The organism is Methylobacterium oryzisoli (assembly GCF_046557895.1).
Taxonomy (GTDB): Bacteria; Pseudomonadota; Alphaproteobacteria; order Rhizobiales; family Beijerinckiaceae; genus Methylobacterium; species Methylobacterium oryzisoli.
On record NZ_JBKIBX010000041.1, the window covers coordinates 16249 to 29472 of the forward strand.

10 protein-coding genes are annotated in these 13224 nt (G+C 72.0%); 5 read left to right on the forward strand and 5 right to left on the reverse strand.

All coding sequences use genetic code 11. The features are described from left to right. The first annotated feature begins 551 nt into the window (after nt 1–551). Nucleotides 552–1214 (forward strand): SCO family protein, encoded by a 663-nt coding sequence (locus ACKUB9_RS27310; RefSeq protein WP_407529134.1) that lies wholly within the window; start codon nt 552–554, stop codon nt 1212–1214. A 24-nt stretch (nt 1215–1238) separates the two neighbouring features. Continuing rightward, a complete protein-coding gene (locus ACKUB9_RS27315; RefSeq protein ID WP_407529135.1) occupies nt 1239–3983 on the forward strand; it encodes an RICIN domain-containing protein in 2745 nt (914 codons plus the stop codon). A 172-nt stretch (nt 3984–4155) separates the two neighbouring features. Here the strand turns inward: ACKUB9_RS27315 and ACKUB9_RS27320 are convergent, their stop codons facing one another. The 4 genes from ACKUB9_RS27320 to ACKUB9_RS27335 all read right to left on the reverse strand — a co-directional run bounded on the left by ACKUB9_RS27320 (nt 4156) and on the right by ACKUB9_RS27335 (nt 7921). Next, nucleotides 4156–5052, reverse strand: coding sequence for an NAD(P)-dependent oxidoreductase (locus ACKUB9_RS27320; protein ID WP_407529136.1), 897 nt, complete (start codon nt 5050–5052; stop codon nt 4156–4158). Continuing rightward, nucleotides 5052–5375 (reverse strand): putative quinol monooxygenase, encoded by a 324-nt coding sequence (locus tag ACKUB9_RS27325; RefSeq protein WP_407529137.1) that lies wholly within the window; start codon nt 5373–5375, stop codon nt 5052–5054. Before ACKUB9_RS27325 ends, ACKUB9_RS27320 begins: the two co-directional genes overlap by 1 nt. A gap of 78 nt (nt 5376–5453) precedes the next feature. Continuing rightward, nucleotides 5454–6812, reverse strand: a complete 1359-nt coding sequence (locus ACKUB9_RS27330; RefSeq protein ID WP_407529138.1) for an NAD(P)H-dependent oxidoreductase — start codon at nt 6810–6812, stop codon at nt 5454–5456. Between the two features lie 206 nt (nt 6813–7018). Beyond that, complete coding sequence (locus ACKUB9_RS27335; protein WP_407529139.1) at nt 7019–7921, reverse strand: LysR substrate-binding domain-containing protein; 903 nt, start codon at nt 7919–7921, stop codon at nt 7019–7021. Between the two features lie 260 nt (nt 7922–8181). Between ACKUB9_RS27335 and ACKUB9_RS27340 the strand changes: the two genes are divergently transcribed. Beyond that, nucleotides 8182–9219 carry a TRAP transporter substrate-binding protein gene (locus ACKUB9_RS27340; RefSeq protein ID WP_407529140.1) on the forward strand — a complete coding sequence of 346 codons (1038 nt, stop codon included), beginning with the start codon at nt 8182–8184 and terminating at the stop codon, nt 9217–9219. Further along, on the forward strand, nt 9216–11093 hold the full coding sequence (locus tag ACKUB9_RS27345; protein WP_407529142.1) for a TRAP transporter large permease: 1878 nt from the start codon (nt 9216–9218) through the stop codon (nt 11091–11093). The genes ACKUB9_RS27340 and ACKUB9_RS27345 overlap by 4 nt, the downstream gene beginning before the upstream one ends. Nucleotides 11094–11200: 107 nt before the next feature. Here ACKUB9_RS27345 and ACKUB9_RS27350 read toward each other — a convergent pair whose 3' ends face one another. After that, nucleotides 11201–12166 (reverse strand): zinc-binding dehydrogenase, encoded by a 966-nt coding sequence (locus tag ACKUB9_RS27350; RefSeq protein WP_407529143.1) that lies wholly within the window; start codon nt 12164–12166, stop codon nt 11201–11203. A gap of 204 nt (nt 12167–12370) precedes the next feature. Between ACKUB9_RS27350 and ACKUB9_RS27355 the strand changes: the two genes are divergently transcribed. Continuing rightward, on the forward strand, nt 12371–13195 hold the full coding sequence (locus ACKUB9_RS27355) for an enoyl-CoA hydratase/isomerase family protein (protein WP_407529145.1): 825 nt from the start codon (nt 12371–12373) through the stop codon (nt 13193–13195). The last annotated feature ends 29 nt before the right edge of the window (nt 13196–13224 follow it).

A 13224-nucleotide genomic window follows, 5' to 3' on the forward strand; every position in this document is an offset into this window, starting at 1 on the left:
TGTGCTCCCGCCTCATCATCGCGGTTCGATGATCAGACGCCCGCTATCCCGAAAAGGTATCTCTCGGTCATCAGGATTCGACGCCGCCGCGATCCTTCGATCTGCGGCCGATAGAGCCACGTTGATGCCAGTCTTCCGCAGATGAGGAGCGCTGGATCGTGCAGCCCGACCGGACGGAGCCGGCCTGCGGCAGCGGCCCTGGCGGCGACGATTGATCGGAGGGGGTCGGATACTGCCGTGGCACCGATCGAGATCCGACTCAGTCGATCCATGCCCCGGAGCGGATCGCTCCGCAGCGTCAGGCGGCATCGCGGTCGGAGCCCGCGCGCGGCCGCTTGCCTGAGTGAGCTGCCTCCCGCCGCGGCTATCCGCTCCGATCCGGATCTCGGCCGGTTTATTCTATTCGGATCAGCTTTTGTCAAGCTTGATATCGTCGAAAGGGATGATGATTGGCGAGTATATCTTGCACCTGACCCAAGGATACGCTTTGTCAATTTTTACAGACTACATCGCTTCTTCATCGCACTCAGACTGATTTCGGACCCTTCACGATGCCGAACATCTCCGGGAGAACCGTCGCGCTGATGCTCGGCCTGTTCCTGGCCGCGATGACGAGCGGGGTGGCGATCGAGTCCGGCACCAGCGCCCCGGCGGGCGAGCGCAGCGACCTCGACGACCTCCTCTGGCCGGCCGCGGAGGCGTCCTGGCGGATGGATCAGAACGGTCGAAGACTGGCCGCCGCCTTGCTGCGGGACCGGGTCGTCGTCGTCTCCTTCGTCAGCGCCGATTGCAGCATCGTCTGTGCCGTCCGCACGCTCGATCTCGACAAGGTCGCGCGCGCGCTGCCCGAGCCGCTGCGCGAGCGGGTCCGCTTCCTCGCCCTCGGCACGGATCCGGCCCGCGACGCGTCCGGACGCCTGCGCGCCTTCGCCGAGGGGCTGGTGGGCGCCTCCTCGCGGCTGCGCTTCCTCCCGAGCGAGCCGGCCGAGACGGCCGCCCGCGCCACCCTGCTGCGCTACCCGGCCGGCGCCCTGCCGGAGCCGCCGCCCGTGATCCTCCTGTTCGACCGGCGCGGCCGGGTCGCGATGACCTACGGCAGCGACCCGCTCGATGGCCCGCGCCTCCTGCAGGACATCGCCCTCCTGGAGACGTTCGCGCACGGCCTCGACCGGCCGCCCGGACGCGCCTCCACCGAGCCCTCCACCCCCCTCTGATCCACCCCAGCGACGGGCACCGCCATGTCAGCCAGAAAGACGTCCGAGAACCGCCTCCGGGCACGCTCCCGCAACCTCTCGCTCCTGTCGGCCACGATGCTGGCGACCTGCCTGATCGATCCGGCCCAGGCCGCCCGCTTCGGGGTCGTCGTGAATCCGGTGCAGGACCCGCTCCTCACCGGTCTGACGATCCCCTATTCGGCGCCGGTCACGGGCCTGTGGTCGGGGGTCCAGCCCTGGCCGATGAACGCGATCACGCTGGGCCTCCTGCCGAGCGGGCGCGTCGTGTCCTTCGGAACCGCGGGCGGCAATCCGGCCGTGCAGGACGGCCGGACCTTCGCCATCTGGGACCCTTTCAAGGGATTGGGCCGGGACAGCCACGTCACGCTCCCGGGCGTGGTGGGCGTCAACAGCTTCTGCGCCGCGCAGGCGTTCCTGAAGGACGGATCGCTCCTGGTCGCCGGGGGCATCTTCGATGCCGGCACCGACAAGGGCAGCGTCGTCCTCAACACGCAGGCGACCGGCGTCGCCGCGATCCCGGCCCGGCTGGCCAACGACCGCTACTATTCCACGATGCTGACGCTGGCGGACGGGCGGCAGATCATCATGGGCGGCTCCTACCCGTATCTCGGGGGCTACGGCGACCCGCAGGGCAGCATCAACAACGGCTGGATGACCGGCATGACGCCGGAGGTGTACGACGGCACCACCTGGCGCAGCCTGTTCGGCGCCAAGAGCCGCGACGCGTTCGGTCCCGACTACAACCGCTTCTGGTACCCCCGCGCCTGGCCCGCCCCGGACGGCCGGGTGTTCGGCATCTCCGCCGAGAGGATGTGGTTCCTCGACCCGGCGGGGAACGGGTCGGTCACCGCCATGGCGTTCAAGGAACCGCAGCGGGATGCCGGCACGGCCGCCGACGCCCCGAATGTCGGACCGGCCTCGACGGCCGTCATGTACGACACCGGCAAGATCCTCCAGCTGGGAGGCAACAGCTACGACAACAACAGCGGCTTCGTGGCGAGCAGCCGCGCGACGACGATCGACATCAACGGCGGCACCCCCGCGGTGGCGGACACGGCGCCGATGAGCCTCGGCCGCACCTGGGCCAACGCGACGGTCCTGCCCACCGGGCAGGTCGCCGTCACCGGGGGCAGCAAGTTCGTCAACCAGGACGGCGGCGACGCCGTGCTGCAAGCCGAGATCTGGAACCCGGGCACCGGCCAATGGTCGCTCGGCGCCACCAGTGCGGTCTACCGCGGCTACCACTCCTCCGCGATCCTGCTGCAGAACGGCGCCCTGCTGGTCGCGGGCGGCGGCGCGCCCGGGCCGGTCACCAACGAGAATGCCGAGGTCTACTACCCGCCCTACCTGTTCGCCACGGTGGGCGGACGGCCCGCCCTGGCGCCGCGGCCGCAGATCGTCAGCCTGAGCACCCTGACCCTGCAGCACGGCCAGGCGATGCAGTTCGAACTCGCCTCGCCGAACGGGCTCTCCCAGGTGGTGCTGATCGGGCTGAGCCAGACCACGCACAGCTTCAACTCCACGCAGCGCCGCTACGTGGCCGCCTTCACGCAGCCCGACGCGCAGACCGTGTCCGTGCAGGCGCCGCCCTCCGGCGGCATCGCGCCCCCCGGCTACTACCAGCTGATCGCGATCGACCAGAAGGGCGTTCCCTCGCCCGGCGTCATCGTCGCGCTCGGAGCGGTCGCCGCGCCGCCGCAATCCGCCGCGCCGATCGTCGGCACCCCGGCGACGGCAGGCGGAACCGGCACGGCCGGCGGGACCGGCACGCCCGGTGGGACCGGCACGGCGGGAGGGACCGGCACGAACGGCGGAACCGGCACGAACGGCGGGACCGCGGGCACCGGCGGCACGGGGAGCACCGACGGCGTCGTGCTCAAGGCCGCCCATTCCGGGCTGTGCCTCTCGATCCCGGCCGGCAACGCCAACGACGGCGCGCCGGTCACCCAGCAGGCCTGCACCGGCCGCCCGGAGCAGACCTGGACGGTGCGGGCGGTCGCCGGCGGCTCCGCGCTCGTCAACGCCGCCAGCGGCAAGTGCCTGGACGTGACGCTCCGGGAACCCCTCCGCCCCGGCAGCGAGGTCTACCAGTGGACCTGCCACGGCGGGGCGAACCAAGCCTGGACGACGCGGCCGCAGGCGGGCGGCAACGCCTACGTCTCGGTCGCCGCGAATCTCTGCCTCGACGTCCTCAATTTTTCCACGCAGGCGGGGGCGGGGACGATCGCCTGGACCTGCCACGGCGGCGGCAACCAGAGCTTCACGGCCGGCGCGCCCTCGGGCGGCGGCACCGCCGGGACGGGCGGGACGGCGCCGGCGATGAGCCTGGAATCCGCGAGCAAGATCGGCACCTACGCGCGGCGCCTGTACGGCGACCTGATGGCCGCCGCGCCGCTGTCCAACGAGATCGACCGTCTCGAAGCGGGCTTCAGGGTCGTGAACGGCCTCAGCGGGCAGGGGGTGAGCTTCCAATCGACGCGCGAGCCGAACCGCTACATGCGTCACTCCTACTTCAACCTCTACCTCTCGCACGTGGGGGCCATCGGGACGAGCCCGGACGCCAGCTTCACGCGGCGTGCCTCGCTCGCGCAGCCCTGCGGCTGCACCAGCGGGCCGTGCTTCTCCTACGAGTCGGTCAACTTCCCGAATTTCTACCTGCGCACGCGGCTCGACGGGATCCTGGGCATCGACGCCTTCGCCGAGAACCCGGCCTACCGCCAGCAGGCCTCGTTCTGCGAGCGCCCATGACCGGACGCCGGAGGCTCCCGCGGCCCACCCCTCGCCGGGAGGCATCGCGCATGGCTCCCGGCCGCACCCGCCCCCGCGCCGCCGATGCGACGCGGGCGACAGGGTTCCACACCGGCCCGGGGCATCCGACGCCTCGGGCCGTCGCACGGACCTCCGGCCTCCGGCAGGCCTCTCAGGATGCGGCGGGGGCGGCCTGCGGATCGTTGCGGCGCCAGAGTTCGCGGATGATTGCGCTGTGATCGAGGTCGCCGTCGCCGCTGTCGATCAGGTCGGCGAACAGGCGATCGACCAGCGACAGCACCGGCAGGGTTAGGCCGAGGGAGGCGGCATGCGCAAGCGCGGTGCCGGTGTCCTTGAGCTGGTACTTCGCCGGGCCGCCGGGGGTGAAGTTCCGCTCGATCATCCGCAGCGCGTGCTGCTTCAGGATCGTCGAATCGGCGAAGCCTCCGAGGAGCGCCTCCCGCACCTTGGCCGGATCGGCCCCGCCGCGCTCCACGAAGGTGATCGCCTCGGCCACCGTGACGATGGTCGAGGCCACGATGGCCTGGTTGGCGAGCTTGGCCAGCTGCCCGCTGCCGGCCGGGCCGACATGGGTCGGGCGCCCCATCGCCAAAAGGATCGGGCGGGCCTGCGCGAAGGCCTCGGGGCTGGCGCCCGCCATGATGGCGAGCGTGCCGGCCACCGCGCCGGCCTCGCCGCCCGAGACCGGGGCATCGACGTAGCCGATCCCCGCCGCCGCCGCGACCTCCGCCTGCCGCCGCGCGGTCGCGACCGGGATCGAACTCATCACCACGAGCACGCTGCCGGGCCGCATGGCGGCCAGCGCCCCCTCCGGTCCGAGCAGCACCGCGTCGCTCACGGGGCCGGAACTCACCATGCAGATCACGGCGTCGGCCTCGCGCACGGCCGCGCGCGGGTCGTCGGCGACCCGCGCGCCCTCGGCCGCGAGCGCGGCCGCCTTGCCGGGCGACCGGTTCCAGACCCGGACGGCATGGCCGGCCCGGCAGAGGTGGCGCGCCATCGGCGCGCCCATGATGCCGGTGCCGAGAAAGCCGATCGCGGCGGCCATCAGGACGCCTCCGCGCCGCAGCAGGAGCGGCTCAGGAACCGCACCGGGCGCTCCGCCACGATCAGGGCCGGGAACCCCTCCCGGAAGCGCGCGAGGTGCGGGGTGGCCAGATGCGCGTCGAACGCGGCGCGGTCGTCGTAGACCTCGTAGAACACCACGCGGTGCGGGTCGGTCTCGTCGACCGCGACGTCGAAGGCACGGCAGCCCGGCTCGTGCGCCACCGAGGCGCGGGCATCCTCGTGCGCCAGGGCGAGGAACGCGTCGAGGGAGCCGGGCCGGACCGTGAACTCGGCGATGACCACGAAGGGATGGGATTGGGACATGCTGCGCGAGCCTCGCGAGGATCCGGCGCGGGAGACGGGCAGGGACGGCCGGCCTTCCCGGCCGGCCGCCGGGGGCGCTCAGGCGGCCTGCGAGGGCGTCTGGCGGACCGCATCCTCCATCTGGCGGCGCAGGGCCACCACGTCGAGGTCGGTCTCCAGCTCGACGTCGTCGAAGCGCACCACCTCGTCCTTGGCCACCGGGCGCTTGAGCCTGACGTTGTGGGCGAGCCCGATCGGAAGCGCGCCGAGGCGCAGGCTCTTCTCGGCCGGGATCGCGTTCGCCCAGACGGCGTAGCCGCCCTCGCCGTCGAGCATCTCGCCGGGCTTCAGGTCGCGCTTGGCCGTCGCCACCGCGTCGCCGCGGAATTCCTTCGAGCAGCCGGTGGGCTCGTGGCGCAGCACCGCCGAGAGGACGCTCACGCTCGTCTCCAGCCCGATCATGTGGAAGGGACGCCACATCGAGCCGTACCAGCCGGACGGGTCGGTGAGCAGCCCGTACTGGCGGAAGCAGGCCCGCGTGTACTCGCTCGTCGCCTTGAAGGTGACGAAGACGCCGTAGCGGATGTTGTTAAACACCTCGCGCCCGTCCGGCTCCTGGCTCGCCGCGATGTCGACGAGGCCGCTGCGGGGCAGGCGCCCGCCGTCGCTCACGGGGCGGAAGACCCGGGCGAGGTCGTGCAGGCCGGTCGGCGGGAAGGCGAGGCCGTCCTCCGGGCAGTCGAGCCCGGTGCCGTTGGCGACGGCCGCCATCTCGATCGCCGCCTTGGTGCCGTCCGTGAAGGAGTTGTACATCTTGGGATTGAAGTCGCCCTTGCGGACCTCCTCCTCGGACCAGCCGAAGAAGCCCCAGACGGTGTCGGGCGTGGAGTAGCGGTAGCGCGGCTCGAAGTTCATGCCCTTGCCGGCCGAGGTCAGCTCGAAGCCGCAGGAGCGCGCCCAGTCCACCAGTTCGCAGATGATGGCGGGCTGATCGCCGTAGGCCATGCTGTAGACGACGCCCTTCTGGCGCGCCCGCTCGGCCAGCAGCGGGCCGCAGAGCACGTCGGCCTCGACGTTGACCATGACGACGTGCTTGCCGGCCTCGATCGCCTGCAGCCCGTGCCGGATGCCGGCGATCGGATGGCCCGTCGCCTCGATGATGCATTCGATCTCGTCGCAGGCGCTGAGCGCGCCCGCGTCGTCCAGCACGCAGGTCCGGCCCGTGCGCACGGCATCGCCGAGGGTGGGGGCGGCGTAGCGCTCCTCGGGCCAGCCGACGCGGGCGAGGGCGTCGCGGGTGCGGCCGACGTTCAGGTCGGCGATGCCGACGACGTGCAGGCCCTCGATGCGCTGCGCCTGGGCGAGCACCATCGAGCCGAACTTGCCGGCGCCGATCAGCCCGACGCGGACCGGCCGGCCGGCGGAGGCCCGCTGCAGCAGCAGGGTGGACAGGTTCATGGGTTTCCTCCTCCGCGAGGACCGGATGCGCCGCCGCCGCGGCGCCCGGCAGAGCGGGGCCGGGCACGGCGGGAAGGTCCTCAGTGCAACCTGGGCGGGTCTCTTTGGGCAGGTTTCGGGCCGCGCCGCGAGGTCGTGACGAGCAAACGCTAGAAGCGCGCTTCGTGTAGGACAATCCAGTTTTCCGAACGCATCCTGAAGCAGGGCTAAAGGATCGCCGCCCGCTCCTCGGCCCAGATATCCCGCTCCTGCCGGATCCAGTCGAGGAAGACCCGCACCTTGCGGTGGCGCAGGTGGTCGGGCGGGCAGGTCACCCACTGCGTCACCAGCGTCACCCGGGGCGGGGCCTGCACCGGGCAGACGAGGCGCCCCGCCTGCAGGTCCGCCCCCATCATCAGGTCGCTCTCCAGCGCGATGCCGAGCCCGCGGGCGGCGGCGTCGATCGCCATGTGGCTGCGGTCGAACAGCAGCCGGCGCCAGCGCGCGGCCGGGGTGACGCCCGCGAGCGTGAACCAGTGCGCCCACTGCATCTGCGACTTCACCGAGTGGATCAGCCGGTGCCGGGGCAGGTCCGCCGGCGCGAGGCTGCCGGACGCGGCGAGCGCGGGCGCGCAGACGGGCCGGAAGCTCTCCTCCACCAGCCCCTCCGTGTAGAGGCCGGGCCAGCCGCCCGTGCCGTGGCGGATCTCGATGTCGACGCTCTCCTTCTGGAAGGCGGTCGGCTCGTTGGTGCCGTCGAGGCGCAGCTCGATGTCGGGATGGGCGTCGATGAAGCCGGCGAGGCGGGGCAGCAGCCATTTCGTGGACAGGCTCGGCGTCGCCCGCACGGTGAGCGTGGTGACGCGGCGAAAGCCCTGGATGCGCTGCGTCGCCTCCATGATCTGATCGATGCCGCCACCGATCATCTCGAAGTAGCGCTCGCCCGCCTCGGTCAGGACGATGCTGCGGCCCACCTTGCCGATCAGCGCGGTCCCCAGCCCGATCTCCAGCGTCTGGATCTGCTGGCTCACCGCGGAGGGCGTCACGCCGAGTTCCTCCGCCGCCCGGGTGATGCTCCCGGAGCGGGCGACCGCGTGGAAGACCGTGATGGCGCGAAGGGGGACCGGCATGGCGACACTTTAGCTGCGCTACACGAACGCGCAAACAATCTGGATTGTCCTACACGGATTCCCTTCCGTAGAGTCGGGCAGGACACCACAAGAAGCGCCCCGCCGCGGGGCGCCGACAGGGAGGATGAGGGCGCGCGCCACCGCGCCCTGCGGCGCTGCCTTGCGCCGACTCCCCTGCCGCCCGACCCGCGGCCCGCCAGACCAGAAACGATGCCGTACCAGCCCCGCGGGGCGGATGACGGCGCGCGGGAGGAAACACGATGCCGAACGATCCGGATTCCAGCCCCAATCGCGGCCTCTCGCGCCGCAGCCTGCTGACGGCCGCGGCCGCATTCCCGCTGGTCGCGATCCGCACGCGGCCCGCGCTCGCCGCGGAGTTCAACTACAAGCTCGCGACCGGCCAGTCCCTCGCCCAGCCGATCAATGCCCGCCTCGACCAGGCGACGCAGCGCATCCGCGAGGCGTCCGGCGGGCGGCTGGAACTGAAGTTCTTCCCCGCGAGCCAGCTCGGCTCGGACACCGACCTGATCACGCAGGTGCGCGCAGGCGGCATCGAGTTCCTCAACATCGCGGGCTCCGTCCTCTCCACCGTCGCGGCCGGGGCGGCGATCACCAATGTCGGCTTCGCCTTCTCGGATTACGAACATGTCTGGCGCGGGGTGGACGGCCCGGTCGGCCAGTACGTGCGCACCCAGATCGAGAAGGCGGGCCTGATCGTCGCGGCCAAGGCCGCGGACAACGGCTTCCGCCAGATCACCTCCGCGTCGAAATCGATCAAGAGGCCCGAGGACCTGAAGGGCTACCGCATCCGGGTGCCGGTCTCGCCGATCTTCACCTCGCTGTTCTCCGCGCTCGGGGCGAACCCGACCTCGATCAACTTCAACGAGCTGTACACCGCGCTGCAGACCCGGCTGGTCGACGGCCAGGAGAACAGCCTGGTGACGATCGACACCGGCAAGCTCTACGAGGTGCAGAAGTACGTCTCCGAGACCAACCACATCTGGGATCCCTACTGGATCGTGGCGAACCGGCGCGCCTTCGGGCGCCTGCCCGAGCCGCTGCAGGAGATCGTGCGGCGCGAACTCGACCGGGCGGCGATGGAGGAGCGCGAGGACATGGTCCGTCTCACCGGCACGCTCAAGGCCCAGCTCGTCGCCAAGGGGCTCGTCTTCGAGAGCGTCGACAAGGAGGCGTTCCGCCGGAACCTGACCCAGGCCGGGTACTACCGCGAGTGGAAGACCAAGTTCGGGCCCGAGGCCTGGCAGGCCCTCGAAACCGTCACGGGAGAGCTCGCGTGAGCGCGGCGGCCGATCTTCCGAACCGGGTCCAGACGGCCCCGGCGCCCGCTTCCGACTGGCTGGCCCTCGCGGAGCGGGGCCTGCGCGCCGCCGTCGAGGTGCCGGCGGCCCTCGTCGTCGTCGCCGAGGTGGTGATCCTGTTCGTCGGCATCGTCGCCCGCGCCCTCGGCCACCCGATCATCTGGAGCGACGAACTCGCCTCGATCCTGTTCCTGTGGCTCGCCATGCTGGGCAGCGTCGTCGCCATCCAGCGCGGCGAGCACATGCGGCTGACCTTCGTGGTGGGCCAGTTCTCGCCGCGCGTCCAGGCGTGGTGCGAGACGCTCGCGGTCGGGACGACGTTCATCTTCCTGGTCCTGCTGCTCCACGCGGCCTACGACTACACGGTCGACCAGTCCTTCGTGGAGACGCCGGCGCTCGGCTGGTCCGGGACGGTCCGGGCCCTCGCGGTCCCGGTGGGCTTCGTCGCGGCGCTGCTCAGCTGCTCGCTGCGTCTCGCCCGCCACCGGATCGCGGACCTCGTCGGGGTCGCGCTCGTGCTCGCGGTCATCGCCGGGCTGCTCGCGCTCGGCGCACCGGTCCTCACCACAATGGGCGACTGGGCGCTCCTCGTCTTCTTCGTCGGGCTCCTCGGCCTCGGCATCCTGGCGGGCGTGCCGATCGCCTTCGCGTTCGCGCTCGCCACCTCGGCCTACCTGCTCACCGTCACCTCCACGCCGCTCACCATCGTGGTCGGCCGCATGGACGAGGGCATGAGCAGCCTGATCCTGCTGGCCGTGCCGCTCTTCGTGCTGCTCGGCCAACTCGTCGACGCCACCGGGATGGCCCGCGTGATGGTGGCCTTCCTGGCCGCGCTGCTCGGCCACGTGAAGGCCGGGATGTCCTACGTGCTGCTGGGCGCCATGCTGCTCGTCTCGGGCATCTCCGGCTCGAAGACCGCCGACATGGCGGCGGTCGCCCCCGTGCTGTTCCCGGAGATGCGCCGGCGCGGCATGAAGGACGGCGAGCTCCTGTCGCTGCTCGCCGCCTCCGGGGCGATGAGCGAGACGATCCCGCCCTCGATCGTGCTCATCGCCATCGCCTCCGTCACCGGCGTGTCGATCGCGGCCCTGTTCACCGCCGGCATCCTGCCCGCGCTGGTGCTGGCACTGGTGCTGGCGGTGGTCGCCCGCTACCGGGCCGGCCAGGAGGAGGACGCGACCCCGGTGGCGCGGGCGCCGGTCTCCGTGGTGTGGCGGACGCTGCTCATCGCCCTGCCGGCGCTTCTCCTGCCCTTCCTCATCCGCTCCGCGGTGGTGGAGGGCGTGGCGACGGCGACCGAGGTCTCGACCATCGGCATCGCCTACTCGCTCCTGCTCGGACTGCTGATCTACCGGGGCGGCCTGTCCTGGGCAGCCGTGCGGCCGATGCTGGCGCGGACCGCCTCGCTCTCGGGCGCGATCCTGTTCATCGTCGGAGCGGCGAGCGCGATGGCCTGGGCGCTGACGCAATCCGGCTTCTCGCACGACCTCGCCCGGGCGATGGGGGCGGTGCCCGGCGGGAAGTACGGCTTCCTGCTGATCTCGGTGATCGCCTTCATCGTGCTCGGCAGCCTGCTGGAGGGCATCCCGGCGATCGTGCTGTTCGGGCCGCTGCTCTTCCCGATCGCGCACCAGTTCGGCATCCACGAGGTGCACTACGCCATCGTGGTGATCCTCGCGATGGGGCTCGGCCTGTTCGCGCCGCCCTTCGGCCTCTGCTACTACGCGGCCTGCATCATCGGGGATGTCCCACCGGAAGCCGGGATGCGCCGGATCTGGATCTATCTCGGGTCGCTGTTCATCGGCCTCCTGGTGCTGACCTTCGTGCCCTGGTTCTCGATTGGCTTCCTGTGAGGCCGGCGGCCCCCGCACGGGGCGGCTGAGCCGGATCCGCGAGTCCATCTGCACACGGCCCGGGAGGCATCGCCGATGCCTCCCGGGCTCGTTCGCGCCGGGACCGGCTAGACGGTCAGGACGATCTTGCCGAAGTGGCGGTTGGCGCGCATGTGCGCGAGCGCGTCGGCGACCTCCGCGAGGGCGAAGGTGCGGTCGATCGGCAGGCGCAGCCGGCCGTCCTCCAGGGCCGGCCAGAGGTCGGCCCGGGTGCGGCGCACGATCTCGGCGACCTCCTCCGGCGTCCGCGTGCGGAAGGTGACGCCGATGTAGCGCAGGCGCTTGAGCGCGTGCAGGTCGAAGTCGAACGGGCCGGTCTGGCCGCCGAGCCGGCCGACGTTGACGATGCGCCCGCGCACGGCGGCGGCGCGCATGGTGCCCTCGAAGGCGCCTCCCGAGACCTGGTCGATGATGAGGTCGACGCCGCCCGTCGCCGCGTGCGCGGCCTCGGCCCAGCCCGGATCGGCGGTGTCGAGGGCGAGGTCGGCCCCGAATTCGCCGAGGCGGGCGCGCCGGCCCGCATCCGTCGAGGTGCCGATCACGATCCCGGCGCCGAGGAGCCGGGCGATCTGGAGGCCCATCAGGCCGACGCCGGAACTCGCGCCCTGGATCAGGACCGACTCCCCGGCCTGCAATCCGCCGTTGGTGACGATCGCGTCGTGCATGGTCTGCAGGGCGATCGGCAGGGTCGCGGCGGTCGTGACGTCGAGACCGGCCGGGATCGGATGGACCAGCGCCGCGGGCAGCACGACGTGCTCCGCGAAGGCGCCGCTCGCACCGCCCATGACCCGGTCGCCGACGGACAGGCCGGTGACGCCCGCCCCCAGGGCCGCGACCTCGCCGGCGCATTCGAGGCCCAGCCGTGCCCCCGGCCCGCCGCGGGCGCCGTGCATCGCCCCCGACGCCATGATCACGTCGGCCCGGTTGAGGCCGCAGGCCCGCACCCGCACCAGCACCTCGCCCGGACCGGGCTCGGGCGTGGCGACCTCCTCGACGACGACGTGGCCGGACGCGGCCAGGATGGCAGCCTTCATCAGGTTCTCCCAGGTGGCCGCCGGCCTCCCGGAGGCGGGCGGTGCGGCTGTAGATGGGGCGACCGCGGCCGATGTGACCGGGCTTCGCCGCCGCGGGTCCCGGCCGCACCCCAGGATCGCCGCGGGGCTGCGCCCGAGACCGGGATCGTGCCATAGCGCCCGCGCCGGAACGATGCTGTGATGCGCAAGCCCGGAGAGCCGCCGATGACGAGCGAGGCCAGCGAGAGCACGCCCCCGATCTTGACGGTCGACGGCCCCGTCGCGACCGCGCGGCTGAACCGGCCGCGCCACCTCAACCGGATCGAGCCGGAGGATCTGACGGCGCTCCACGCCATCCTGGACGCCGTCGAGGCCGCGCCCGCGATCCGGGTGCTGGTTCTCACCGGGACGGGGCGGGCCTTCAGCGCCGGCTACCATCTCGGGGACATGGCGGCCCGCAACGCCGCGTCGCGCACGGAGGAGACACCCGCGCAGGAGACGCACAAGCAAGAGACGCCCGCAGAGGCGGGCTTCGAGCGGCTCGCCGACCGGCTGGAGGATCTCGCCGTCCCGACGATCGGCCGGCTCAACGGCAGCGTCTACGGCGGTTCGACCGACCTCGCGCTGGCCTGCGACTTCCGCATCGGCGTCGAGGGCAGCGAGATGCGGATGCCGGCGGCCCGGCTCGGCCTGCACTACTACCCGGGCGGGCTCACGCGGTTCACGACCCGGCTCGGCCCGGACGCGGCCAAGCGCCTCTTCCTCACGGCGCAGCGGATCGAGGCCCGCGAGATGCTGGCGATCGGCTACCTCACCAGCCTGGTGCCGCCCGAGGCGCTCGACGCCGAGGTCGCGGCTTTGGCCGCCACCCTGGCGGCGGGCGCGCCGACTGCGATCCGCGGCATGAAGCGCACGATCAACGAGATCGCCCGCGGCACGCTCGATGCCGGGGCGGCGCGGGCGCGCCACCGCGACAGCCTGCGCGGCCCGGAGATCGAGGAGGGCCTGCGAGCCTTCGCCGAGAAACGCCTGCCCGTCTTCACGGGCTGAGCCTCACCGCTGCGGGGGGCCCGTCCGGC